Source organism: Haloprofundus salinisoli (assembly GCF_020097815.1).
In the GTDB taxonomy this organism is placed as follows: domain Archaea; phylum Halobacteriota; class Halobacteria; order Halobacteriales; family Haloferacaceae; genus Haloprofundus; species Haloprofundus salinisoli.
Window position 1 is genome coordinate 1,595,171 of the sequence record NZ_CP083663.1, and the last position, 23,275, is coordinate 1,618,445.

Annotated in this window: 20 protein-coding genes; 4 read left to right on the top strand and 16 right to left on the bottom strand. The window is 69.6% G+C overall.

The window, feature by feature from the left end; all coding sequences use genetic code 11:
- Positions 1–26: 26 nt before the first annotated feature.
- The 3 genes from LAQ73_RS08510 to LAQ73_RS08520 are packed head-to-tail and all read right to left on the bottom strand — an operon-like array spanning position 27 to position 4,296.
- Positions 27–2,261 (bottom strand): transglutaminase TgpA family protein, encoded by a 2,235-nt coding sequence (locus LAQ73_RS08510; protein ID WP_224267856.1) that lies wholly within the window; start codon positions 2,259–2,261, stop codon positions 27–29.
- Positions 2,258–3,331, bottom strand: coding sequence for a DUF58 domain-containing protein (locus LAQ73_RS08515; protein WP_224267857.1), 1,074 nt, complete (start codon positions 3,329–3,331; stop codon positions 2,258–2,260). Before LAQ73_RS08515 ends, LAQ73_RS08510 begins: the two co-directional genes overlap by 4 nt.
- The gene (locus LAQ73_RS08520) at positions 3,328–4,296 is read right to left on the bottom strand and encodes an AAA family ATPase (RefSeq protein WP_224267858.1); all 969 of its coding nucleotides are present in this window, start codon (positions 4,294–4,296) and stop codon (positions 3,328–3,330) included. The genes LAQ73_RS08515 and LAQ73_RS08520 overlap by 4 nt, the downstream gene beginning before the upstream one ends.
- 330 nt (positions 4,297–4,626) lie before the next feature.
- On the opposite strand from LAQ73_RS08520, the gene mutS reads away from it, so the two are divergent.
- Positions 4,627–7,362, top strand: coding sequence for a DNA mismatch repair protein MutS (mutS, locus tag LAQ73_RS08525; RefSeq protein ID WP_224267859.1), 2,736 nt, complete (start codon positions 4,627–4,629; stop codon positions 7,360–7,362).
- A 5-nt stretch (positions 7,363–7,367) separates the two neighbouring features.
- Entirely contained in the window at positions 7,368–9,068 is a 1,701-nt protein-coding gene (gene mutL / locus LAQ73_RS08530; RefSeq protein ID WP_224267860.1) for a DNA mismatch repair endonuclease MutL, read from the top strand.
- 33 nt (positions 9,069–9,101) lie between these two features.
- Here the strand turns inward: mutL and LAQ73_RS08535 are convergent, their stop codons facing one another.
- From LAQ73_RS08535 to LAQ73_RS08555, 5 genes are read right to left on the bottom strand one after another with little or no spacing between them, the layout of a single operon-like run.
- Positions 9,102–9,386 carry a DUF7573 domain-containing protein gene (locus LAQ73_RS08535; protein WP_224267861.1) on the bottom strand — a complete coding sequence of 95 codons (285 nt, stop codon included), beginning with the start codon at positions 9,384–9,386 and terminating at the stop codon, positions 9,102–9,104.
- Positions 9,387–9,433: 47 nt separating this feature from the next.
- Positions 9,434–10,927 (bottom strand): DUF7519 family protein, encoded by a 1,494-nt coding sequence (locus tag LAQ73_RS08540; protein WP_224267862.1) that lies wholly within the window; start codon positions 10,925–10,927, stop codon positions 9,434–9,436.
- Positions 10,924–12,180 (bottom strand): DUF58 domain-containing protein, encoded by a 1,257-nt coding sequence (locus LAQ73_RS08545; protein WP_224267863.1) that lies wholly within the window; start codon positions 12,178–12,180, stop codon positions 10,924–10,926. Before LAQ73_RS08545 ends, LAQ73_RS08540 begins: the two co-directional genes overlap by 4 nt.
- On the bottom strand, positions 12,177–12,935 hold the full coding sequence (locus LAQ73_RS08550; RefSeq protein ID WP_224267864.1) for a DUF7269 family protein: 759 nt from the start codon (positions 12,933–12,935) through the stop codon (positions 12,177–12,179). The genes LAQ73_RS08545 and LAQ73_RS08550 overlap by 4 nt, the downstream gene beginning before the upstream one ends.
- The gene (locus tag LAQ73_RS08555) at positions 12,932–14,077 is read right to left on the bottom strand and encodes a DUF4129 domain-containing protein (RefSeq protein WP_224267865.1); all 1,146 of its coding nucleotides are present in this window, start codon (positions 14,075–14,077) and stop codon (positions 12,932–12,934) included. The genes LAQ73_RS08550 and LAQ73_RS08555 overlap by 4 nt, the downstream gene beginning before the upstream one ends.
- Positions 14,078–14,237: 160 nt before the next feature.
- On the opposite strand from LAQ73_RS08555, the gene LAQ73_RS08560 reads away from it, so the two are divergent.
- Both LAQ73_RS08560 and LAQ73_RS08565 read left to right on the top strand, forming a co-directional pair.
- Positions 14,238–15,335 carry a M48 family metalloprotease gene (locus tag LAQ73_RS08560; RefSeq protein WP_224267866.1) on the top strand — a complete coding sequence of 366 codons (1,098 nt, stop codon included), beginning with the start codon at positions 14,238–14,240 and terminating at the stop codon, positions 15,333–15,335.
- A gap of 39 nt (positions 15,336–15,374) precedes the next feature.
- A complete protein-coding gene (locus tag LAQ73_RS08565) occupies positions 15,375–15,629 on the top strand; it encodes a DUF8024 family protein (RefSeq protein WP_224267867.1) in 255 nt (84 codons plus the stop codon).
- On the opposite strand, the gene LAQ73_RS08570 is transcribed toward LAQ73_RS08565, so the two are convergent.
- The 8 genes from LAQ73_RS08570 to mbhE all read right to left on the bottom strand — a co-directional run bounded on the left by LAQ73_RS08570 (position 15,586) and on the right by mbhE (position 23,136).
- Positions 15,586–16,569: a 5,10-methylenetetrahydromethanopterin reductase gene (locus LAQ73_RS08570; protein WP_224267868.1), complete on the bottom strand. Its 984-nt coding sequence runs from the start codon at positions 16,567–16,569 to the stop codon at positions 15,586–15,588. The genes LAQ73_RS08565 and LAQ73_RS08570 overlap by 44 nt on opposite strands.
- Before the next feature lie 352 nt (positions 16,570–16,921).
- A complete protein-coding gene (mnhG, locus tag LAQ73_RS08575) occupies positions 16,922–17,263 on the bottom strand; it encodes a monovalent cation/H(+) antiporter subunit G (protein WP_224267869.1) in 342 nt (113 codons plus the stop codon).
- A gap of 75 nt (positions 17,264–17,338) precedes the next feature.
- A complete protein-coding gene (locus LAQ73_RS08580; RefSeq protein WP_224267870.1) occupies positions 17,339–17,632 on the bottom strand; it encodes an MrpF/PhaF family protein in 294 nt (97 codons plus the stop codon).
- Positions 17,622–18,290, bottom strand: a complete 669-nt coding sequence (locus LAQ73_RS08585) for a Na+/H+ antiporter subunit E (RefSeq protein WP_224267871.1) — start codon at positions 18,288–18,290, stop codon at positions 17,622–17,624. Before LAQ73_RS08585 ends, LAQ73_RS08580 begins: the two co-directional genes overlap by 11 nt.
- A complete protein-coding gene (locus LAQ73_RS08590) occupies positions 18,287–19,894 on the bottom strand; it encodes a complex I subunit 5 family protein (RefSeq protein ID WP_224267872.1) in 1,608 nt (535 codons plus the stop codon). Before LAQ73_RS08590 ends, LAQ73_RS08585 begins: the two co-directional genes overlap by 4 nt.
- Complete coding sequence (locus LAQ73_RS08595; RefSeq protein WP_224267873.1) at positions 19,891–20,235, bottom strand: sodium:proton antiporter; 345 nt, start codon at positions 20,233–20,235, stop codon at positions 19,891–19,893. Before LAQ73_RS08595 ends, LAQ73_RS08590 begins: the two co-directional genes overlap by 4 nt.
- Before the next feature lie 46 nt (positions 20,236–20,281).
- Positions 20,282–20,746 carry an MnhB domain-containing protein gene (locus tag LAQ73_RS08600; RefSeq protein ID WP_224267874.1) on the bottom strand — a complete coding sequence of 155 codons (465 nt, stop codon included), beginning with the start codon at positions 20,744–20,746 and terminating at the stop codon, positions 20,282–20,284.
- Positions 20,743–23,136 carry a hydrogen gas-evolving membrane-bound hydrogenase subunit E gene (gene mbhE, locus LAQ73_RS08605; RefSeq protein ID WP_224267875.1) on the bottom strand — a complete coding sequence of 798 codons (2,394 nt, stop codon included), beginning with the start codon at positions 23,134–23,136 and terminating at the stop codon, positions 20,743–20,745. Before mbhE ends, LAQ73_RS08600 begins: the two co-directional genes overlap by 4 nt.
- Positions 23,137–23,275: the final 139 nt, after the last annotated feature.

A 23,275-nucleotide genomic window follows, 5' to 3' on the forward strand; every position in this document is an offset into this window, starting at 1 on the left:
TTGCGACCGAAGTTGCGACCGAGCTACTACCGGAACCGTCCCAGTATCGGCGTCGACCGCCGCACGAGCGCGTCCACCGTCTCGATTGCCGACTCCGTCTCTTCGCGGCTGACGCCCGGTCCGTACCGGGCGCGCTCGTACACGTCACCGACGCGGAGCGCCCGCTCGTCGAGGCCGAGTCGGGAGAGGCTCCGCAGATACCGCCGCGGCGTCTCACCCCGGCGGCGCGGCCGGTACTGCCGGGACAGCAGGTATTCGAGTCGCTCGAACGCCCGCTCGGCATCCCGTTCGGGCGTCCGTCGACGTCCCTGGAACCGCACCCAGACGCTCCGATACGTCCGCGTGCTGACGCCGGTTCGGCGCGCGCCCGCGGCCAACCCGACGAGCGCCGCTAACCCGACGCCGAGCGTCTCTCGCGACGGGAGGCCGCCGCCGGCGTCTCCCTCGCCCGCGCCGCCGCTCTCGTTCGTCGTCGGTGCGGCCGTCTGGTTCTCTCCGAGCCCGCTCACCGCCCCGCCGGGAAGGCTCGCGTTCGGACCGGGCTGTTCGGCCTGCGGTCCGTCGATGTTCGCGCTGGCCGCGGTGGTCGTCGCGTTGTCGGTCGTCTCGGTGGGCGTCTCGGTCGGCGTCGGCGTCCACTCGCTCTCCGAGGAGTTGCCGGTGTCGACGTTGCTCTCGTCGTTCTGACGCGCGCTCTCCAGGCGGACGTCCTCGGCGGACTGGCGCGGGTCGCTCGGCGTCGGGTCGAACTGCACCCACCCGACCCCCGGGAAGTACACCTCGACCCACGCGTGGGCGTTCAGTCCGCGGACGACCCACTCGTTCTCGGCGACTCGCTGGCCCGGCGTGTAGCCGGTCGCCATCCGCGCGGGAATCCCCTCCGAGCGGAGCATCACGGCCATCGTCGACGCGAAGTACGTACAGTATCCCGCCTCCATCTCGAAGAGGAACGCGTCGGCGACGTCGCCGTTCGGATCCTCGACGTTCAGCGAGTACTCCTTGGTCGACTCCAGATGCTCCTCGATGGCGACCGCCTTGTCGTAGGCGTTGTCCTCGCCTTCGGTCACGTTCGCGGTCCGCTCGCGGAGGCGGTCGGAGGTGCTGTCGGGCAACTGCAGGTACCGGTCGGCCACCTCGTCGGGGTAGTCGTCGCCGGAGCGCTGCAACTGCTCGGGGGTGTATCGCGGCGGCTCGCTGACGACGGTGTAGCTCTCGTTCTCGCGGAGTGTCCCGCCGGCGCGGAGCGTCCCCTGGTCGGTGACGAGCGCGTCGTCGGCGGGTTCACCCCGGAGTTCGACCGGTTCGGCCGCCGCCGGCAGCGACTCCAGCTGCGTCCGCGCGGTCACGCGCTGGGTGAGTTCGCGACGCTCGCCCGGGCCGCTCTCCAGCCGCCCGTCGTACGCGCGGGTCTCGGACTCCGACCGCACCCACCCGCCGCCGGTGTAGCGGTCGTACACCGAGGTACGCCAGTAGCGCGGTTCGGCGCTCTCGACGGTGAACCGCACCTCCGGCGACAGTCTGATGCTCCCTTCGATGTCGACCTGGTCGCTCGACTGAACGAGATTCTGCTCGCTCGTCGGCGCGTTCGTCTCCGGAAGTAGCGGCTGCGCCGCACCGCCCGGAACGACCGACAGCGACGCCGAGGCGACGATCATCACCGCGACGACGATAGCGAACGTGTCAAGCTGGGCGGTGACGCCTCCGCGGGCTTCGAGCGTTCCCAGGCCGACAGCGCCGGCGACGCCGACGACGCCGGCGAGCGTCGTCAGAGAGTCCGCGTCGCCCGTCAGCACCAGCAGTCCGAGCGTCGCGCCGCCGACCGTCGCCGCGCCCACGTAGCGACGGCGGAGCGCGAGGTACCAGGTGAAAAACACCGGCGCGGGCGTCGCCGCGAGCGCCCACACGTCCGCCTGTGCCAGTCGCAGTACCGACAGTCCGGTGAGCAACGCCACCACGTCGGCGAGCGCCCTGTCGAGGGAGAACGCGGCGCGCTGAGCCTCCGGTAAGGAGAAGAAGTACGCCGCAAAGCCGGCCAGGAGAAACAGCAGCGCCAGCGCGAACGCCGTTCGCGGCCGGAGCAGCCGGGCGACCACCGTCGCCGCCAGCACCGTTCCGGCGGCGACGACGAGATACGTCCTGCTCTCGCCGACGCCGACGACGTCGGTGATGTGGTAGAGTACGCTCGTGAGCGCGAACAACAGTAGCGCGATGGCCGCGAGCGCTCCGCCGCGGAAGGTGCGTCGGCTCGTGCGGCGACTCATGCGGTCTCACCTGCCGACCGCTGGCCGCCATCCGAGAGTGCCTCCGCCGCTCGCTCGCCCGGCGATATCGCGTCTTCGCCGCCGCTTCCGTCGGCCGTCCGTCGCTTCTCTGTCAGCGCCTCGAACGACGTCTCCCGGTCGTCGACGAGAACCCGAACCGCGTCGCGTTCGGCGCGGACGACCACGTCGGCCGTCGCGTCCGGCGGTTCTCCCCCGCCGGTTCGCGCCAGCAGTTCGAGCAACTGTCGCCTGTCGCGGGCGGTCGGTTCCGCGACGGCCCGACCGTCGGGTACCGAAACCGTGACCGGGACGCCCGCCTCCAGCAGCGCGAACGAGAGGCTGGCGACCGCCTCGGCCATCGCATCGGCGCGCTCGGACTGCCCGCCCGCGGTGAGCGTCACCGCGCGTCGCTCCTCGTCGGCGCTGTACTGGGTGACGATGAGGTCGTCGCGCTTGGCGCTGGAGCGCCAGTGCACGTCGCGCAGGGCGTCGCCGTGGCGGTACTCGCGGATGCTGCTGAACTCGTCGCGGTCCTCGGTGAGTCCGACGCCGTGGACGGCCGAGAGCTCCGCGCGCGCCCACCCGGGAACCCGTCGCAGCGTCGGATACACGAGCACGCGGTCGGTGTCGCGGCAGGTGAGCTCCGTCTCGAGTAACCCGAACACGTCGCGCGCGACGACGGTTACGGGGCCGAGCGTTCGCTCGCCCCGCCGCTCGTAGGTCACGTCGTAGCCGATGGCGTCGCCGCCGACGGTGGTCTCGGTTTTCGCCGCGTCCGTCCGGCGCGAGAGGCCGTCGCCGACGTGGTCGACAACGTCCGCGCTGTACGGCGTTCCGTCGGTCGTGAGTTCGAGCGTCACCTCGTGCGTCTCGCCGACGAAGCCGTCGTCGGGCACGGCGCGGTGGACGTTCGGTTCGTCGAACGACCGGAGTTGGACGAAGGCGGCGACGAGGGCGACAAGTGCGGGAAAGACGACGGCGTTCAGCGAGCGGGCGCCGTACAGTTCGGCGGCGGCGAACCCCGCGACGCAGACGCCGCCGACGACCACACCGCGTCGCGTGGGTCTCATTCCACCGAGACGGCCCCTAACGCCGCCTGAACGACACTCTGCCCGGTTTCGTTCCCCGTCTCCGGGTGGATGCGGTGCGCCCACACGCTCTGTAGCTCCGTCTGCACGTCGTCGGGGACGACGTACTCGCGGGCGTCGAGCACCGCTCGGGCCTGTGCGGCGCGGACCAGCGCGATGCTACCGCGCGGGCTGACGCCCAGTTCGGCGTTGTCTCGCGTGTACGTCGCCAGTTGCGAGACGTACGACCGAACCGGTTCGGAGACTTCGACGTTGGCGACGGTCTCGCGCGCTCGTAGCACGTCTTCGGTGGTCGCGACCGGTTCGAGCGTCTCGATGGGGTGCCGGTTTGCGACCCGTCCCAGCAGTTCCGTCTCGTCGGCTTCGTTCGGATAGCCGAGGCGGAGTTTCTTCATGAAGCGGTCGATCTCGGCGACCGGTAGTTCGTACGTACGACTGAGTTCGACGTCGTTCTGCGTCGCGATGACGGTAAACGGCGTCGGCAGCGGGTGCGTGGTTCCGTCAACGGTGACCTGTGACTCCTCCATCGCCTCCAGCAGCGCGCTCTGAGTCTTCGGCGGCGCGCGGTTGATCTCGTCGCCGAGGACGACGTTGCCGAACACCGGGCCGGGTTGGAACTCGAACTCGCGCGTCTTCTGGTCGAAGACGTTGACGCCCGTCACGTCCGACGGGAGTAGGTCCGGGGTGAACTGTATGCGCTTGAACGAGCAGTCGACGGAGCGGGCGATAGACCGCGCGAGCATCGTCTTGCCGACGCCCGGCACGTCTTCGAGCAGCAGGTGACCCCTGGCGAGAAGCGTTATCAGAATGTGTTCGATAACGTCTCTGTGGCCGACGATGACGCGTTCGACGTTCTCGGAAATTCGGTCGACGAGGTCCTCGGTCTCCTCTACGGGTAAGGCTGTGCGTTCGCTCGCTCCGTGGGTGGTCGTCTCTGCGTCAGTCATGTGATGCGGGGTGAGGATACGATCGGCACTGCTCTGGCGTCGCGTCGGTCCGGGTAACTGGCCGTGAGGCTAAGGCGCACACGTCTCTCGTTTGTTCTATAACGGTCGAATCCACGTAACTTTGCCGGGCGTGCACGCGTGATACACTCTGGCCCCGTCGCGTACGTCGCCTCTTGCGGCGCGCTCCGACGGTGGTCCTCCCGATTTCGACGACCGACCGTCGGGCCGCTCACCGTCGGGCGTGCCGCTCCCCGTCTCCAGCCACGGCCACGCGCGGTGCGGCGCTCCGTTGTCGTGTGGCTTTTACCGCCCGCGCTCCCCTCTCTCGGTATGACTGCGGTCACGGGACCTCCGGCGAAGATGCGGGCGAACCGCGAGGACCTGACGCCGATGTTGAGCCAGTACTACGAGCTCTGCGCGGCGTACGACGAGTTTCTGGTCCTCTTTCAGGTCGGCGACTTCTACGAGACGTTCTGCGAGGCGGCCGAGGAGACCGCCCGCGTGCTCGAACTGACGCTCACCCAGCGCGAGGACTCGACGGGCACCTACCCGATGACGGGTATTCCCATCGACAACGCCGCCTCCTACGTCGAGACCCTTCTGGACGCGGGCTACCGCGTCGCCATCGCCGACCAGGTCGAGGACGCCGCCGAGGCGTCGGGTCTCGTCGACCGCGCGGTCACCCAAATCGTCACCCCTGGAACGGTCGTCGACGACGAACTCCTCTCGCCGGGGTCGACGAACTACGTCGCCTGCGTCGCCAGCGCGGAGCGCGACGACTCCGAAGCCACCACACACCACGCCGTCGCCGCCGTTGACGTCTCCACCGGCGAGTGTCTCGTCACGAGCGCCGAAACGCCCGAACGCGCCCTCGAAGAACTCCAGCGCGTCGCCCCCGCCGAAATCGTCGTCGGCCCCGACGCCGCCGTCGACCCCGCAGACCTCGACGGCGACGCGATGCGCACCGAGTTCGACGCCGACGCCTTCGCCTCCTCCGCCGCCCGCGAGACGCTCGAAAAGTACGTCCCGCGGCCCGACGCGGTCGTCGGCAACGACGCCGAACTCCGCGCGGTCGGCGCGCTGCTCGCCTACGCCGAGTACACGCAGGGCGACGAGACGCTCGACTACGTCTCGCGCATCCAGCGCTACGACCCGCGCGACGGCCTCCGACTCGACGCGACGGCGCTGCGGAGCCTCGAACTGTTCGAGTCGCAGGGCCCCTCGGCGGGACCGACGCTGTTCGACGTGCTCGACGACACCGCCTGCGCGCTCGGTCGCCGCCGCCTCCGGCAGTGGCTCCGCCGCCCGCTGGTCGACCGCGAGCGCATCGACGCCCGACTGGACGCCGTCGAGGAACTCGCGTCGCGTTCGCTCGTCCGCGAGGAACTCCACGACCGCCTGCGCGACGTGTACGACGTGGAACGCCTGGTCGCCCGCGTCTCCCGCGGCCGGGCGAACGCCCGCGACCTCCGCTCGCTGAAGACGACGCTCGACGTGGTCCCCGACGTGAAGGCGGCGCTCGAAGACGCCGAGAGCGACCGCCTCCGCTCGCTTTTCGAGTCGTTGGACGAGCTCGAAGACGTCCGCGACCTCGTGGGTCGGGCTATCGCCTCGGACCCGCCGATGGAGATTACGGAGGGAGGCGTCATCCGGGAGGGGTTCGACGACGAACTCGACGAGCTCCGCGCGACCGAGCGCGAGGGTCGGCAGTGGGTCGCCGACCTCGAAGCCAGGGAGCGAGAGCGGACGGAAATCGACTCGCTGTCGGTCGGCCACAACCAGGTCCACGGCTACTACATCGAGGTGACGAACCCGAACCTCGACCGGGTGCCCGACGACTACACGCGGCGGCAAACCCTCAAGAACTCCGAGCGGTTCTACACGCCCGAACTGAAGCGCCGCGAGGACGAGATCTTCGGGGCCTCCGAGCGCGCCGACGCGCTCGAATACGAACTGTTTCGGGAGGTTCGACGCGACGTCGGCGAGGAGTCAGAGCGCATCCAGTCGGTCGCGGACGCGCTCGCCACCATCGACGTACTGGCGACGCTCGCGTCCGTCGCCGTCGAGAACGAGTACGCGCGTCCGGAACTCGGTGCCGACGGCATCCGCATCGAGGCCGGACGACACCCCGTCGTCGAGCGACAGCAGGACTCCTTCGTCCCGAACCCGACCGACCTCACCGACGCGCGACTCGCGCTCGTCACCGGCCCCAACATGAGCGGGAAATCGACGTACATGCGGCAGGTCGCGCTCGTCGTCGTCCTCGCGCAGGTGGGCAGTTTCGTCCCCGCCACGGCGGCGAGGCTCCCGATGGTCGACCGCGTGTTCACCCGCGTCGGGGCCTCCGACGACATCGCGGGCGGGCAGTCGACGTTCATGCGCGAGATGAGCGAACTGACGACGATTCTGCACCACGCGACCGAACAGTCGCTCGTCCTCCTCGACGAGGTCGGCCGCGGCACCAGCACCGCCGACGGCCTCGCCATCGCGCAGGCCACTACCGAATTTCTCCACGACGAGGTGGGCGCGACGACGCTGTTTGCGACGCATTACCACGAACTCACCGCCGTCGCCGACGAGCTATCGGGCGTCCGAAATCTCCACTTCACGGTCGAACGCGGACGCGACGGCGACTCGGACAGAGGCGGAGACGACGCCGAGGTGACGTTTCTCCACCGCGTCGCCGAGGGCGCGTCCTCCTCGTCGTACGGCGTCGAAGTCGCGCGGATGGCCGGCGTGCCGAGTTCGGTCGTCGCGCGCTCCGAACAGCTCGTCGCCGACTCGCAAACCGGAGACGACGGCGGTGTCGAATCGGCGGCGACGGACGGAGCCGAGATGCCTTCTGCTCGCCCCGCGAACGCCTCGCTCACGTCGTTCTCGACGAACGGACACTCCGCCGCGGGGACCGACGAAACCTCCATGCCCGCGGAGCGACAATCGACAGACGGCACCGACGACCGCCTCCGAGAGGTGGCCGAGACTCTCCGCGGCGTCGACGTGGCGACGACGACGCCGCTGGAGGCGCTGACCCTGCTGAACGACCTCCAACGCACCCTCGACGAGTAGATGAGATGATCTCACGATTGGACAGCGAAACGATAGCGAAGATCGCCGCCGGTGAGGTGGTGACGCGCCCGGCGAGCGTCGTCACCGAACTGGTGGAGAACAGCCTCGATGCGGGCGCGACCCGCATCGACGTGACCGTCGACGGCGACGGCACCGAGCGCATCCGCGTCGCCGACGACGGCGCGGGCATGAGCGAAGACGACGCCGCGCTCGCCGTCGAACGTCACACGACGAGCAAACTCGACGGCCCCGACGACGTGGACGCCGTCGACACCCTCGGGTTTCGGGGTGAGGCGCTGCCGAGCATGGCCTCGGTGGCGACGCTCGACGTGACGACGAACGACGGCGGGCCGCGCGGCACGCGCGTCGTCGTCGAAGACGGCGAGAAGCGCGTCGACCCGGCGGGTCGCGCCGTCGGCACGACCGTCGAAGTTCGGGACCTGTTTCACAACCGCCCGGCGCGCCGCAAGAGCCTCGCCGCGGCGCGAACGGAGTTCGGACGCATCAGCGACGTCGTGACGCGGTACGCGCTGGCGAACCCCCGCGTCCGGTTCTCGCTCACCCACGACGGCCGCGAGACGTTCAAAACCACGGGAACGGGCTACACCGACGCCGTCCTCGGCGCATACGGGAGAGATGTGGCGGGTCAGAGCACCGAGTTCAACCACCGGACGACCGTCGAGTTCGACGGTCGTGTCGCGAGCGAAGCGACCGACGCCTCGTCGGACGGGTCCGATGGTGGGGAGTATCCGCTCGAAGTCGAAGGCCTTCTCGTCTACCCCTCTATCACCCGCGCCCAACACACCCACGTCCACACCGCCGTCAACGGGCGGGCGCTGCGCGACGAGGTGATCCGCAAGGCCGCCGTCCGCGGGTACGGGAACCTCCTGTCGAACGGACGCTTTCCCGTCGCCGTCGTCGCCGTCTCCCTCCCGCCGGAACTGGTCGACGCGAACGTCCACCCCGCCAAAGAGCGGGTCGCGTTCAGAAACGAGTCGGCCGTCGCCGACGCCGTCGAGACGGCCGTGAACGACGCGCTCACGACCGCCGACCTCCGGCGCTCCGCCGCCATCGCGATGGACCTCGACTCCTCGCTGGCGTCGGTCTCGCGCGACTCCGACTTCGACGACGTGAGCGTCATCGGCCAGTTCCGCGAACTGTACTTACTCTGCGAGGCCGGCGACGACCTGCTCGTCGCCGACCAACACGCCGCCCACGAGCGCATCAACTACGAGCGCCTCCGGGCGGCGCTCGCCGGCGAGGAGATCGAGTCGGTCGACGTGGACCCCGCCCAGACGCTCTCGCTGTCGCCGCCGGAGGCGGCGGCCGTCGAGACCCACCGCGAGACGCTGTCGAAACTCGGCTTCGACCTCGACCCCTTCGGCGGGTCGGCGTTCCGACTCACCGCCGTTCCCGCACCGCTCGGGCGCGTGCTCGACGCCGACGCGCTCCGCGACACGCTCGACACCCTCCGTGCGGGCGCGAGCCCGGAGGAACTCCGCGACGAGTTGCTGAAAGACCTCGCCTGCCACCCGTCGCTGAAGGCGGGCGATACGCTCTCGGGCGAGGAGGCCGCGGCGCTCCTTCGGCGACTCGGCCAGTGCGACCAGCCGTACGCCTGTCCGCACGGCCGCCCGACGGTGCTCTCTATCGACGAGTCGGCGCTGGTCCGCGGCTTCCAGCGCGGGCAGTCCCGACTGGCGTAGTCGGGCGGCAGCTGTCGTTTCTCTTCGCTCTCGCTACCACGGCTTGCAGTCGATACAGACGAACTCGTCCGTCTCCTCGTCGCGCCAGCGCCGCAGGACCGTCTCGCCGCAGGAGCCACACGTCGCACCCGTCGGCGACCATCGGAACGTCACGACCGCCGGGTTCGTCCCCTCGGCGTCGCCGTCGCTCGACGACTCGGCGTTCTCGGTTCTCTCGGCGAGTTCCTCTTCGGCGTCGCCCTCTGTCGACTCCTCGTCGCCGACGCTGTCGGCGTCCGCCGTCCTGAGAAACTCGTCCAGCGACCGGTCCTCTCCCATGTCCGTTCGTCGGCGGCGGCGACGCTTAAGCGGTTCCGTTGGTCGGTTTACGCGGTGCGTTCGTCGTCGGTGACGAGCAACCAGACGAGGACACCGAGCGCGGCCAGCGCCGCGAACAGCGCCACGACGGCGGTCTGCTCGCCGCCGGGGACGCTCGCCGGGCCGACGCCGTACAGAACGAGCGTCGTCACCACGAGTCCGACCGCGCCGACGAGCGCACTACCGGTGAGGTGGACGAGTTCGGCCCGTCGGGTCTCCGCCTCCCGGCCGAGTTCGCGCCCGAGTCGGGTCGCGTAGTCGCCGGCGTCCCAGACGAAAACTGAGGCGGCCACGCCCGCGACGACGACGAGCGGGTGCGCGTCGGCTTCGGCGACGGCGACCGTACCGACGAACAGCAGACCGCCGGCAGCGGCGAAGCCGACGCCGTGGACGGGCAACACCGGCGAGAACGGTAGCCACGCCGTCGTGACGACGAACCGGCCGACGAGCAGCGTTGCGACGAGGGTCACGAGGACGGCCAGCAACACCACCGTCGCAGCCCCCAGTTCGACCCACGGCCGCCCGCCGAACGCCGTCTGCGCCGCGGCGGCGACCCGCGGAACGGCGAGTGCGAGCGAAACGACCACGACGGCGACGCCGCCACCCGCGGCGTATCCCAGCGTCTTCGGCGGGTAGTTACCGCCCCACGCGAGGAGGCCGCGCCGGAACAGTTCGGCGAGGAGCACGCCGCCGGCGGCCGCGGCGAACCCCGCCAGCGGGAGGTGGAGCACGCCGGACCCGAGCAGCAGTCGAACCGCCGTTCCGAGCACCGACAGGAGGTCGAGAAACCGGTCGAACACCGCGGAGCCGGTGGCGAGAAACAGCAGTTGCAGCGCCAGAATCGCCCAGTACGTTCGCGGCACGTCCCCGGGGTCCAAGCCGACGCGTTCGAGGAAGCCGAATCCCTCGGTCGTCGCGTCGCCGGGGAGCCACTCGTCGAGCGTCGACAGCGCCCGCGGCAGCAACAGCGCGACGACGAGCGCCAGCAGTTGCAGTGAGACGAACTGCGCGAGCGTCCCGACGGTGTGGACGCCGCTGACTACCGCGACGGCGACGGAGAGGCTCGCGCCGGCGAGGTTTAGGTGGAACGCCGCTGCCGCGAACACGCCGATGCCGACGACGAGCGCCGAGTGGCCGAGAGCGCTCTCGGCCGGTTCGACCGACTCGCGCTCCATCTCGACGCGGGCGCCGAGCGCCGCGGCGAGAACCGCGCCCGCACCGAGCGGCACCGCCAATCCGCTGCCGCTTCCGGCCGAGCGCAGGACGCCGACGGCGAAACAGAGCACCGACGCGACGAGGACGACGCTGCCGCCCGCGCGTTCGACGTTCGTCTCGCCGTCGAGACGCTCGACGGCCCACGTCGCGCCGAGCGCACCCGCGACGGCCAGCAGGCCCGCGAGCGCGCTACCGGCGGCCGCACAGACCGCGAGCGTCGCCGCGACGGCGACGACGACGGCGAGACGGGAGGCGAAGCGAGTCGGCCGCCGGTCGAGTTCGGTCATCGAACCCACCCCTTCGACCCGCGGGAGACGGCGGCGTGCAGCGGTTCGTCCGGCGACCACTCGGCGACGCGGACCCCGTGGCTGCGCAGGTCGTGTAACCGCTCCTCGCGTTCGAGGCGTGCGAGCGTCCCGCCCGGCGTCTCCGGCGTTACGTCGGGCGTCAACACCGTGGTCCGGTGGCCGTACGCCTCGAACCGCCGGGCGAACTCGACGGCCTCGTCGTCCGCCAGCGGCGAGAAGAATATCACCTGCGCGTCGCGGGGCAACCGCTTGCGAAGCGTCGCGAGACGACGTCTGCCGACGCCGCGAACGACCGCTCCCTCGGGGAGCGCGGCGGCACCGTCGACGAGGAAGCGACTCACTCGGACGGCCTGCGTCCGCCCGGCTCGCGGGGCGACGTAGCCACCCCCACCGCCGATGCGAGCGACGCCGACGCGGTTGCTCTCCCCGAGGAGAACGCCCGCCACGCGCTCGGCGGCGTACTCGCTGAGACTCACCGCGTCGAGCGCGCCGTCGTGGTCGGCGACGTGGGCTTCCTTCCGGCCGTCGACGACGAGTGCGACCGTCGCGGCGCGGGTCTCGCGGAACTCGACGGTCGAGAGCTCGCCCGACCGGGCGTACCGCCGCCAGTCGATGCGCTTGCTCGGGTCCTCTCTGGTGTACTGGCGGATGGCGTAGAACTCGACGCCCTCCCCGCCGGAGTCCGTCTCGACGCGGCCCGCGAAGGGGATCGTCTGCTCGGCCAGCGGCAGGTCCTCGACCGTCGCCTCACAGGAGAACATCGACTCTACGGATTTGGTCTCGCTTCGCTCGACGCTCGCGCTGATGTTGCGGGCGGCGACGTGCGTCGCCTCGAACGTGTGCTCGCCGCGCGTCGCCGGTACGCTGTAGGCAAAGGACTCCGACTCGCCGGGTCGGAGACTCGTCGCGCGCCGCGGCGTCCCGGAGACGACTTCGAGGCTCTCGGGAACGCCGTCGACGACGCGGAGGTCCGCCAGCGGTTCGTCGCCCTCGTTGGTCACCGTGACGGTCACGTCCACCGTCGACCCGGGTTTCGGCGAGGCGTCGCTGAGCGTCCGCTCGACGCCGACGGCGAGTTCCGGCGGGCGCGTCACGCTGCCGTAGACGGCGTAGCCGAACCCGACGACTGCGCCGAGGAACACCGCGGTGTTGCCGAGCGCGATGCCGGCGGCCCCGCAGAGCAGCGCGACGGCCAGTCCGACGTTCCACCGCGGGATGTCGCGCCGGTTCACGCCGTCTCACCGCCCACCGCGACCGCTCTCTCGCCGTCGCGGGCGACTTCGCCCTCGGCCCCGGACTCGTCGTCGTTTTCGCCGTCACCGTCGTTTCCGCGGACATCGTCGTCGAGCGCCTCCAGCGCGGCGAGTTCGGGCCAGTCGTCGACGGTCCCCTCGGCACCGGGTTCGCCGCCGTCGTACGCGGAGAGCTCGGCCACCGTCTTCTCGACGGCCCGCTCGAAGCGCCGTCCGGCGACCCAGTCGCGGACCCGGGTCCGCAACGGCAGCGAGGGCGCGTCGTCGCCGCCGAGAAACGACGCTGCGCGGACGTTCGTCGTCCACGTTCCGGTCTCGATACGGCGGGCGGCCTCCAGCTGTTTACAGTCGCCCCGGGCGGCGATGGTCGTGATGGCGGCGTCGTGGACCGTGCGCTCTATCGCCGTCTTCTCCCGCTTTCGCTTCCACCCCGACTGGTCTTCGAGGCCCGTCAGCGCGTCGTCGAACCGCTCGCCGGCACTCTCGCGCGCACCGTCGTACGCCCGCTCGGGGTCGCGTCCCGGTGTCCAGCGGGCGTTGTCCTCGTCGACACCCGTGAGAATGACCACCGCGAACAGTCCCGCGATTCCGGCGAGCAGGAAGACGAACACGCGGCTGAACGTCGCCAGCGACGGGCTCAGTGCCACCGGAACGAAGACGGTGCCGACGGCCAACGCGAGCGCCCCGACTGCCGCCGCCAGCACGCCGAGATGCCGGTCGATGGCTCGACTCATCGCCGACCTCCGCCGTCTCCGTCGCCCTCGGCGTCGTCACCTTCGCGGCTGTCGTCGATGTGCGCCAGCGCCGCGCGGGCCGCCGCGGTCAGCGCCGCCGACCGCCGGACGCTCCCGTAGCGGACGCCCTCGAAGATGCGCGTCAGCCGGCGCACCGAGTCGACGGGAAGGCCGCTCTCGACGGCCGCCCGGGCGTACTCGCCGGGGGTCGCCGCCCGCCGATTGCGGAGGCGAACCCCCTCCACCATCGACGCCCACGCCTCCTCGATGGTCGGCGGAATCTCGGGTGCGGGCTCTCCTTCGGGCTCTTCGCCCGCCGGCGTCGTCGTTCGGTCGCGTCGACGCGAACGCCGGTCGCGGCCGCGGCGGAACGAGACGCCGCTGCCGACGTCGCCGAGCGCGCGCGGCAGTCCGGACAGCGCGGTGCCGAATCCGCTCGACAGCGCAACCAGGCCGCCGCCGAACGCCCGCGGCAACGCGACGGCGGCGGTTCCCATCGCTCGCGTCATCTCCGCCATCGCGTCGCCGAGTCCGCCGAGGAAGCCGGCGCTCACCCGTCCGAGGCGGTCGAAGAACGTCGGCCCCGACTCGCTGAGACCGACGACGAACGCCGTCGTCAACTGCGGGATGCGCTGGAGCGCGGTTCGTAGACGGGGGAACGGCACGTCGACGTCAACGTCCACGTCGCCGCCGTATCGCTCTTCGCGGCCGCTGACGACGCCGACGACGAGGACGCCCACCGCCGCGAGCGCGGCGAAGAGAAACAGAAAGAGACCGCCGCCGATGGTCTCGTTCGCGTTCGACGGTGCGGGCGTCTCGGTCGGCGTCGGTGACGGCGTCGCGGTAGTCGTCTCGCCGGTTTCGTCGGTGCCGCCCGACGTTCCCGACTCGTCGGTCTCGTCGACGTCCGGCGCGGAAGCGGTCGTTCTCGCCCCGTCGCTACCGTCGGCGCCGCTCGGTGTCGTCTCGGTCGCGTCGTCTGTCGCGCCAGCGCCCGGTCCCGACGCCGGACCGTCGCCGCCGCCTCCGCCGACTCCCGCGGGGTAGCTGCCGAAGCCGGTCGCGGGGAACAGCGAGGCGGCGACGACGACCGCGAGCGCGCACAGAGAGAGGAGGGCTGCGCGGCGGAGGTCGTGTGCCACTGTTACCACTGGTTACTTATCTGTCCGATAAAATGTTTTCCTCTATGCGATTCCCCGTGAACACTCCCTCCCTCCACCGTCGTCTCCGCCGCTCTCACCGGCTTCGTCGCGGCCTCTCTCGGGCCGACACTCCGCGCTCGACACCGAACGGAGGACCGCGATGACGAGGCGGGGGTCGCTTGCGACTCGCGATTCAGAGCTGACGCGTCGTATCCTCACGACACTCGTACTCCTCGTGGCGCTCGACGCGGCGTTCGTCGCCGTCGTCGGCTTCCTGCTCGCGCCGTGGCTGACGCCGCTGGCTGCGGCGGTCGCTGCAACGCTCGGTATCCAGTCGGTCCCGCCGCTCGTCCGCGCCGTTGCCGCCGCCGTCCCGGCCGTCGCGTTGTTCCTCTGGTTGCAACTGCGCTACACGCGGCGACAGACGCTCGCGGCCGCAGACGCGCACCTCGTCGGCGACGGCGAGTACGTCGACCCGCGCGGCCGCGTCACGCGACTCTGTTCGCAGGCCGACCTCACGCCGCCGACGCTCGCCGTCGCGGAGACGAGTGTTCCGAACAGTTTCACCGTCGGCGGCCTCCGCGAGTCGGTGCTGGTGGTCTCGACGGGACTGTTGGAGTCGCTCTCCGACGAGGAACTCGACGCCGTGCTGGCGCACGAACTCGCGCACGTGAAGAACCGCGACGCGACGGTGATGACACTGGCGACGTTCCTCCCGGCGGTGACGAGCGGCGAGTTCTCGCTTCTCGACGGCGTGACGCCGCGGGGGTGGAGTCGCGGCGCGACGGTTGCGGTCCTCGGCGTCGCTGCGGCGGTCCTCTTCGGTCTCTCGACGGCGGGCGTCGCCGGCGGCCTCGGTTCGCTGTCGGGGCTCGCGCTCGTCGCGCTGTTCTCGCTTCTGTTCGGCGGTATCGTCCTCGGCGTGCTCACCGCGCCGGTCGTTTCCTTGGCGGGTCGACTCTCCCGCTCGCGCGAGTTCGCCGCCGACCGCGCCGCCGCGCTCATGACCGGCAACCCCGCGGCGGTGGCGGCGGCGATTCGGCGACTGGACTCGGCGGTGTCCGCCTCACCCGACCGCGACCTCCGGCGCTCGGCGGGCGTCCGCGGGCTCTGTTTCCTCCCGCACGGCTTCGAGACCGGCGACGTCGACTCCGAGGGCTTCTCGCTCGCCGTCGAGACGCACCCGGCGGCGACCGAACGCGTCGCGCGCCTCCGCGAGTTGGCCGGCGAGCTGGAGCGAGGAGACGACGGGCGCTAACCACCAACACCCATATACCGGCGGTTCCAACGCCCGTGCATGGTCACGATACTCGAATTCGTCACTCAACTCCTCGTGAGTGCGTTCCAACTCATCGGCATGTTTATCACCGACGTGCTGCTGTCCGGCGGCGACATCCTCGCTACCATCTTCCGCGCGGTTTCGATAGCCTCCGGCACCGCGCTCATCGTCGTCTCGGTGGCCGTCATGGGCTACCTCGCCGTCGGCGCGTTCGTCCGCGAGTTCGGCGTCAACGTCTCGTCGCCCGGTCGTACGCGCGTCCGGCGAGACTGACCGCCGATTCGAGATTCGGACCGAGCGGCGACCCGGCGACGATGCCGTCGGCGTGCCGAAGCACTTTCTCCATCCGCGTCGTCACCTCGCCGACCGTCCCGGCCATGCAGAACGCGTCGACCATCGCGGGCGTGACGAGGTCGAAGGCGTCCGAAAACTCGCCCGCAGTTATCTTCTCGCCGATTTCGCCGGCCCGTTCGCGGTCGATACCGTGTCGCTCCAACACCGGCGGGGCCGCCCCCGCGGCGATGAACGCCACCGGCGGTCGGGCGGCCTCGCGCGCCGACTCCCTGCCCTTGGCGACGCTCACCGAGGCGTAGGCCGCGAGGTCGAACGCGCCGCGCTCGTCGGGTCGGTCGTCGAGCCCCTGCTCGACCTGCTCTCGCGCCCACGCGAGGTCGTCGGGGTGCGAGCCGTTGAACAGCAGGCCGTCGGCGTGCTTGGCGGCCATCCGGCACATGTGCGGCCCCTCGCCGCCGACGTACACCGGAATCTCACCCGGCGGGTCGTAGTTCAAGCCGGCGTCGCGCGCCTCGAACGTCCCCTCGTGGTCGACGCGCTCGCCGTCCCAGAGCCGCTGTGCGACTTTGAACGCCTCCAGCACGGGGCGGAGGCCGCGTTCGTCTTCGAGGCCCAAGTTGCGCAACGTCGAGGGGTCGCCCGGGCCGATGCCGAACGTCGCGCGGCCCTCGCTGGCCTCCGCGAGCGTCGCCACCTTCGAGGCGAGCGTCACCGGGTGGGTCTCGAAGGGGTTGGCGACGCCCGGTCCGAGTCGAACCGCGTCGGTCGCGGCGGCCAGCTGCGAGAGGACGGCGAACGGGTCGCGGTTGTTGTAGTGCGCGGAGACGAACACCGAATCGAACCCGGTCTCCTCGGCGGCGACGCCCAGGCCGACGAGTTCCGAAATCGGGTGTTCGGGCGTCAGTTCGATGCCGAGCATCACCGCTCACCTCGTCTCGTTCGCCGTCGATAGCGGGGGCGCTTGCGGGGTGTCGTCATTCGTGTGCGCCCAGGGAGCGCGCAAATAAAAAGACAGGCGTCCCGTCACGACCTGCCTCTGTCTGCGTTTTGGCTCCGTTGAAGCCGCTAAACTGTGACAGATGTCACGTGCTGAACGGAGAGTGTGTTCGGCACGGACCCAGGTTGAGTTGTTCTATGAGTGCCGAGGCCAACTCTCTATCCGCACGTTTACGAGGAGGAGTGAACGAACGTCCGAGAGTTTCGTCTGCTATCTTCGATGGAGTTGTTGCCCGATTACGGGCGTAGCGAATCGGTCCGAACCTCGAAGTTCCCTACTCGTCGTCGGACTTGCCAGGCCACGTCACGGACCCCAGGAACGGGACGCCGGTCTGTTCTGCCGCTCGCGATATCATGTGCGCGCCGGTCGGCACCGTCAGGAACAGGAAGACGATACCGATGAGCGACGAGAGGCCGGCGCCCCCGGGACCGAAGTACGCGAACCCGGCTAGGAAGACCGCGACCGCACCGATGGTCGCCGGCTTGCTCGTCGCGTGCATCCGGTTGTACACGTTTGGTAGTCTCAGCAGGCCGATCGTCCCGACCGTGAGGAAGAACGTCCCGACGACGACCAGGCCGACGATAGCCCAGGTCCGTATCGCTTCCAATTCGACCATCAGCGGTCGCCTCCGGCAACCCGCTGACTCGTCGGAACGGCCCGTCGCATTCGGTGTTCGTGATACATGCTGTGGTCACTCCTGCATAACGATGATGTCGCCTTCGGTGACGAACTTAGCAACCGCGACCGTCGAGAGGAACGCGATAATCGCGAGGACGAGACTGACGGTCACGAAGAGGCCCCGGCCGGTCTTGATGGCGAACAGGACGGCGATGGCGACGACGTTCGTCGCGATGGCGTCCAATGCGACCACGCGGTCGGGGATCGTCGGGCCCAGGACCGCGCGGTAGCCGCACAGCAGATTCAGAAGCACTACGAGGACGATCGCGGCGTCTACTACCGGCACTATCGTCCCCTCAGCGACCATCGTCGTCACCTCCTGTGGCCTCCTCAGCCGGCGGTTCAGCCTCCGTCTCCGCCTCTCTCTCGGTTTCGGGTACGGCCTGTTTGAGGACGGGATGAGTCCGGTCGGTCGGGTAGACGGCGAAATCCGGCGCGGGGTCGCCCGCCGATAGCTCCTCGTCGAAGATGACGAGCGCGTAGTCCTCCCAGTCGCGGATCGGGGCGACGATGTCTTCGGGATCTCTCCCGTCGATGACGTGGACGTACAGTGCGTTCTCCTCCGAATCGTAGTCGAGCGTGAGCGAGCCGGGGGTCATCGTGATGCTGTTGGCGATAGTGGTCACGCCGAGGTCCGTCTGTACCCGCAGCGGGATGAGTATTACCTCGGGTTCGATCGGCGGTTCGGAGAGCGCGAGCACGCGGTACGTGACGTCGAGACTGGAGACGACCGCCTCCCTGACGAACGTTAGCATGTACAGTATCGTGTACGGGATTCCACGAAGCACCTGGCGGAGATCGAGGGTGTCCGCATACAGGCGCCGGAAGACGTAGGCCAGGGGGATCCCGACCACGAGGCCGACCAACAGCGACCCGACGAGCGGTTCGGGTTCGAGCGGTGGCCCGTCGACGAATACCCAGATGAGGCCGAACAGGGCGCCGATGACGGGCCAACTGCGGGTCACGCGTCACCACCTCCGCCGAGACCCACGACGTCGACGTAGGCCTCGGTGTCGATTGCGGCGTTCGCCGCCGTCTCGGCGAACCGGTAGACCGGGTCGAACCCCACGCCGACGAGGACGACGGCCGCCGCGAGTGCGACGAGGACCAATATCTGACCCGGTTCGGCGGTAGTGACCTCGACCGCCGGCGTCTCGGACCCCCAGAAGCCGCCGACCCACACCCGCGTCGCGTACAGAATCGTGAGCACAGCGCCGAGGAGCAACGCGACCAGCGCGACTGCCGATAGCGCGCCGGACCCGGACGCGAGCCCCCGAACTGCTGCGTCGAAAGCGAGGAACTTCCCGAAGAATCCTGTCAACGGCGGGAGGCCGATCAGCGAGAGGAGGCCGACGAAAACGGCCCCCGCGAGCAGCGGCAAGCGGCCGGCGAGGCCGCCGAGGTCCCGCAGGTTGTCCGTCCCGGTCGCATTCTCGACGGCGGCCGCCGAGAGGAAGAGAAGTCCTTTCGCCAACGCGTGGTGGAGCGCGAACACCAGCGCAGCCGCGATGGCGACCCCGCGGAGAGTCCCCGTGGGGTCGGCCGCCGCGGCGACGGCGATGGGGATGGCGATGAAGCCGACCTGGCCGACGCTCGAGTACGCGAACACGCCCTCCAGTCGGTCCTGGCCGACGGCACCGAACCCGCCGACGACGATGCTCGCCGCCCCCATCGCTGCCAGCACCGGGGCGAGGAAGGCGAGCGGTGACACGCCGGCGATACCGAGCAAGTCGACGGAGACGGGCGCGCCGGCGAAGACCGTGAAGTAGAGGCGGACGATCGCGTACATGCCGACCTTCTTGGTGACGCCTGCGAACATCGCAGTGATGGGTGGCGGGGCAGCGGTGTAGGCGGCGGGCACCCAGAACTGGAAGGGGACGAGGCCGGCCTTCAGCGCGAACACCGCGAGCAGCAGGGCCGACAGGCCGACAGCGGGCGCGAGGTCGACGCCGTACGCGGCGGGGTCGGCCAACCGCTGGGCCATGTCGGCCATGTTGAGCGTGCCCGTCGTGGCGTACAGGCCGCCGATGGCCACGAGCATGAGCGCGCTTCCGAAGACGTTCATCACCAGATAGCGGAACGACGCCGCGGTGGCGTGATCGGTGCCGTAGAAGGCGACGAACACGTAGCTGACGATCAGCATCACCTCGAACCAGACGAACAGGTTGAACAGGTCGGCGGTGAGGAACGCGCCGGTCACGCCAACGAGGAGCATGTGGAACAGCGGGTGGTAGTACACGCGTTGGTTCTCGGGGGTCACGTACTGGACCGAGAACAGTATCGACGCGAGACCGACGCCTGCGGCGATAGTCAGCATGAACGCTGACAGCCCGTCGAGGACGAGTGTGATTCCGAAGGGGGCGGGCCAGTCGCCCACCTGGTAGGCCGCCGCGCCGGGCGCCGCCGGCGCGAGGACGAACGTCCAGGCGGCACTGGAAACAGCCACGACGTAACCGACGGCGCCGGCCACGCTCGCCGCGCGCTGCATCTGTGGCCGCTGGCCGAGCGCGAGCGTGAGCACGGCGGTACCGAGCACGACTAGCAGCGGCGCGATGACGATCCAGCTCATTCAATCCACTCCGTGACATCCATGGTCTCGTTCTCCTCGTAGGCCCGATACGACAGGACGAGCGCCAGCGCGGTCGTCCCGAAACTGATGACGATAGCGGTCAAGACGAGCGCCTGCACCACGGGGTCGGCGACCACGGGAACCTCGCCGCCGTGGGTTTCGAGGACGGGCACGAGGTCGTGGGTCCCCTCGTCGACGCCGCCCATCGCGATCAGATAGACGAACGTCGCCTGAGAGACGACGGCGACCCCCACGACGACCCGCACCAGGTCCCGCCGCAACAGCAGGAAGGTCCCGACGGCGAACAACCCGCCGACCGTAACTGCCAGAGCGACGCTCATCGGGTATCAGCTCCACGTCGGGCAGGCGGCGTCTCTGTGTTCCGAGTCATTCGGCGCTCACCACCGAGATGATCGTCAGAAGACTGCCGACGACGACGAGGTACACGCCCAAATCGAACACGAGCGCGCTGGCGAGTTCGACATCGTGGTAGATCGGGACACCACCGACGTGGACGTACGTCTGGGTCAAGAACGGGTCGCCAACGAGCATCCCGGCGACTCCGCTGCCGATGACGACCGCCAGCCCCAAGAGCAACGTGCGGCGGTAGGCGGCGACCGTGCGGTGCTCGAAAATGCTGGTGCCGGGATTGACCTCCCTGTCGAGGACCCCCGACTCCAAGTAGTCGAGGTCGTAGGCGACGTAGATGAGCACGAACGCCGCCGTGGTGAGGACGCCGCCGATGAACCCGCCGCCGGGCAGGTTGTGGCCCTGGAGGAACAGCCAGATCGAGAGGACGAGCACGATGGGGACGGTCACCCGGACCGTCGTCCGCATTATCGTCGTCGTCACGGCGAGTCACCCCCGTCGGGAATCGGTCCCTCTTCGCTATCGCCCACGGTCTCTTCACCCCGGGTCCGCATCGTCACGAGCACGAGGATGGCGATTGCGGCGACCGTGACGACCAGCAACTCGCCCAGCGTGTCGAACGCCCGGAAGTCCACGAGGATGACGTTGACGACGTTCGTGCCGCCACCACCCGGGACCGCCTGCTCCGTGTAGTACGTGGCGACGCTCGTCGGGTCGGCGTCGGGACGAGGTGCCGTCAGGAGGACGGACACGAACGCCATCGCGCCCACCAGAATCGCCACGCCCGCATCTCGGGCGAGCGCGAGCGGTCGGACGTCCGAGTAAAAAGACGGCAACCGTTGGAGGACGAGCAGGAAGATCAGGAGTACGAGCGTCTCGACGACCAGTTGCGTGAGCGCCAGGTCCGGCGCGCTCGCGAGGATGAAGAAGATGGCGAGCATGAATCCGAGAATCGACAGCGTGAGGACGCTGACGACGTGGGAGGGGGCGGTCGTCACCGCCACACCGGCGAGGATGGCGATCATCAGCACGGCGGCGACCGCCAGCGGCACGCCGAGCCTATCGATTCCGAGAGCCCCTCTGGTTGCGGCGAAGCCGGCGAGCGCGAGCAGACTCCCGGCCGCCGCCACCCACGTCACGTACGTCCGCAGGAGGCCGTTGTGGACGAACGGGCCGAACCGGGCGCTGGTCGTCTCCGCCGTCGAGACGACCCAGTCGTACCACCCGCGGGGCCGCACGGGGACCGGGGCATCGACGCCGCGTCCGATGGCCGTCGCGAGACGCCCCGCGAACGGGTACGCGGCGAGTCCGCCTAGGATAGCGACGGCAGACATCGCGACCGGGGGTGAGAAGTGAGTCGGCAGTCCAGCCTCGAGGTGAGCCTCGCCGATGGCTGTGGCCTCGACGGCCTCCTGGACGATGGCGTCGACCGCTAGTTGCGGCGCGACGCTGACGACGGCTGCCGCGGCGGCCAGCAGGGCAGGGGGTGCGACCAGCGCGACCGGTGGCCGGTGGATGTCCGCGAGCGGCGCTCGCCGCTCGCCGAAGAACATCCCGAGGAACTTCACCGAGTAGACGACGGTAAACACGCTCGCGACCGTCGCCACGGTGGGGTACAGCCAGGCGACTCCGCCGGCCTCGTGAGCAACCTCGTAGGTCGCCTCGAACAGCAGCTCCTTCGAGTAGAAGCCATTGAGCGGGGGGATACCGGCCATGCTCAACGCGGCGACCCCGGTGATTGCGGCCGTTATCGGGAGCTCCCGCCAGAGCCCCCCGAGGTTGTCGAGATTGCGCGTGCCGGCCTCGTGGGCGACGATTCCCGCGACGAGGAACAGCGGCGCCTTGAACAGTGCGTGGTTGAGCAGGTGGAACGTGCCCGCCTCGCCGCCGTAGACGACGTCGAAGCCGAAGCCCGCGACCATCAGCCCGAGGTGGCTCGCCGTCGAGTAGGCGAGCAACTCCTTGATGTCGGTCGAGGCCACCGCCAGCAGCGCTCCGACGGTCATCGTCAGGAGTCCCAGCGTCGCGACGAGCAGCACCCACTCGGGGCTCATCAGCAGGGGGCGCACGCGCCCGAGGAAGTAGACGCCCACCTTGACCATCGTCGCGGAGTGGAGGAAGGCGGAGACGGGCGTCGGCGCGACCATGGCGTTCGGCAGCCAGAAGTGCAGCGGCACCTGCGCGGACTTGGCGGCCGCGGCGACGACGACGAGGACGAGTGCCGGCACGAACAGCCCCGACTCGCGGAGGGCGGCGCGCATCGCTTCGTCGTTCGCGATCATCGCCGTCAGGTCGAAGGTCACGCCGCCGAGGGCGTCTTGCGCCGCCACCGAGAGCACGAGCAGGCCGGCGAGCAGGCACAGGCCACCGCCGACGGTCACGACCATGGCCATCCGTGCCGAGTAGCGCGACTCGGCGTCGTCGGTATAGTGACCGATGAGCACGAACGAACAGAGGCTGGTCAGTTCCCAGAACAGGAAGACGAGAACGAGGTCGGAGGCGAGCGCGACGCCGAGTATCGAGCCCATGAACGCCAGCAGCGCTGCGTAGTAGCGCGCCAAGCCGTCCTCGCCGTGCATGTACCGCGCCGAGTAAACGAACACGAGGACGCCGATGCCGCTGGCCAGGAGCGCGAAGAGGAGCCCCCAACCATCGACGGTGAACTGGAACCCCACGTCGAGAGCGGGAACCCACGACGCCCTGACGGTGCCGTAACTGTCGGCCTGCGTCGCTAGAAGTCCGAAACTCGCCGCCGCGACGAGGGCCCCCGCATAGCCGGTCCGTTCGCCGAGGACGCGATAGAGGAGCGGTGAGAGGACCGCGGCGACGAAGGGAAGCGCAACGATAGTCGTAACGACTGTTAGGTTTGCCATCAGTGTTCGTCGGTGTCGGCCGGTACGCAGTTGCTATCGTAGTCGGCCTCTGCCCTACCATTGGATGTCTCCTCCAAAGTAGCTGTTGACCAACCCACTGACCGGACAGTGGGGACCCACCGTGAACTCCGCTCTGCCG

Coding starts and splice junctions, on each gene's coding strand:
- LAQ73_RS08510 (WP_224267856.1), bottom strand. CDS start 2,261: ATGAGTCGCCGCACGAGCCGACGCACCTTCCGCGGCGGAGCGCTCGCG.
- LAQ73_RS08515 (WP_224267857.1), bottom strand. CDS start 3,331: ATGAGACCCACGCGACGCGGTGTGGTCGTCGGCGGCGTCTGCGTCGCG.
- LAQ73_RS08520 (WP_224267858.1), bottom strand. CDS start 4,296: ATGACTGACGCAGAGACGACCACCCACGGAGCGAGCGAACGCACAGCC.
- mutS (WP_224267859.1), top strand. CDS start 4,627: ATGACTGCGGTCACGGGACCTCCGGCGAAGATGCGGGCGAACCGCGAG.
- mutL (WP_224267860.1), top strand. CDS start 7,368: ATGATCTCACGATTGGACAGCGAAACGATAGCGAAGATCGCCGCCGGT.
- LAQ73_RS08535 (WP_224267861.1), bottom strand. CDS start 9,386: ATGGGAGAGGACCGGTCGCTGGACGAGTTTCTCAGGACGGCGGACGCC.
- LAQ73_RS08540 (WP_224267862.1), bottom strand. CDS start 10,927: ATGACCGAACTCGACCGGCGGCCGACTCGCTTCGCCTCCCGTCTCGCC.
- LAQ73_RS08550 (WP_224267864.1), bottom strand. CDS start 12,935: ATGAGTCGAGCCATCGACCGGCATCTCGGCGTGCTGGCGGCGGCAGTC.
- LAQ73_RS08560 (WP_224267866.1), top strand. CDS start 14,238: ATGACGAGGCGGGGGTCGCTTGCGACTCGCGATTCAGAGCTGACGCGT.
- LAQ73_RS08565 (WP_224267867.1), top strand. CDS start 15,375: ATGGTCACGATACTCGAATTCGTCACTCAACTCCTCGTGAGTGCGTTC.
- LAQ73_RS08570 (WP_224267868.1), bottom strand. CDS start 16,569: ATGCTCGGCATCGAACTGACGCCCGAACACCCGATTTCGGAACTCGTC.
- mnhG (WP_224267869.1), bottom strand. CDS start 17,263: ATGGTCGAATTGGAAGCGATACGGACCTGGGCTATCGTCGGCCTGGTC.
- LAQ73_RS08580 (WP_224267870.1), bottom strand. CDS start 17,632: ATGGTCGCTGAGGGGACGATAGTGCCGGTAGTAGACGCCGCGATCGTC.
- LAQ73_RS08590 (WP_224267872.1), bottom strand. CDS start 19,894: ATGAGCTGGATCGTCATCGCGCCGCTGCTAGTCGTGCTCGGTACCGCC.
- LAQ73_RS08595 (WP_224267873.1), bottom strand. CDS start 20,235: ATGAGCGTCGCTCTGGCAGTTACGGTCGGCGGGTTGTTCGCCGTCGGG.
- mbhE (WP_224267875.1), bottom strand. CDS start 23,136: ATGGCAAACCTAACAGTCGTTACGACTATCGTTGCGCTTCCCTTCGTC.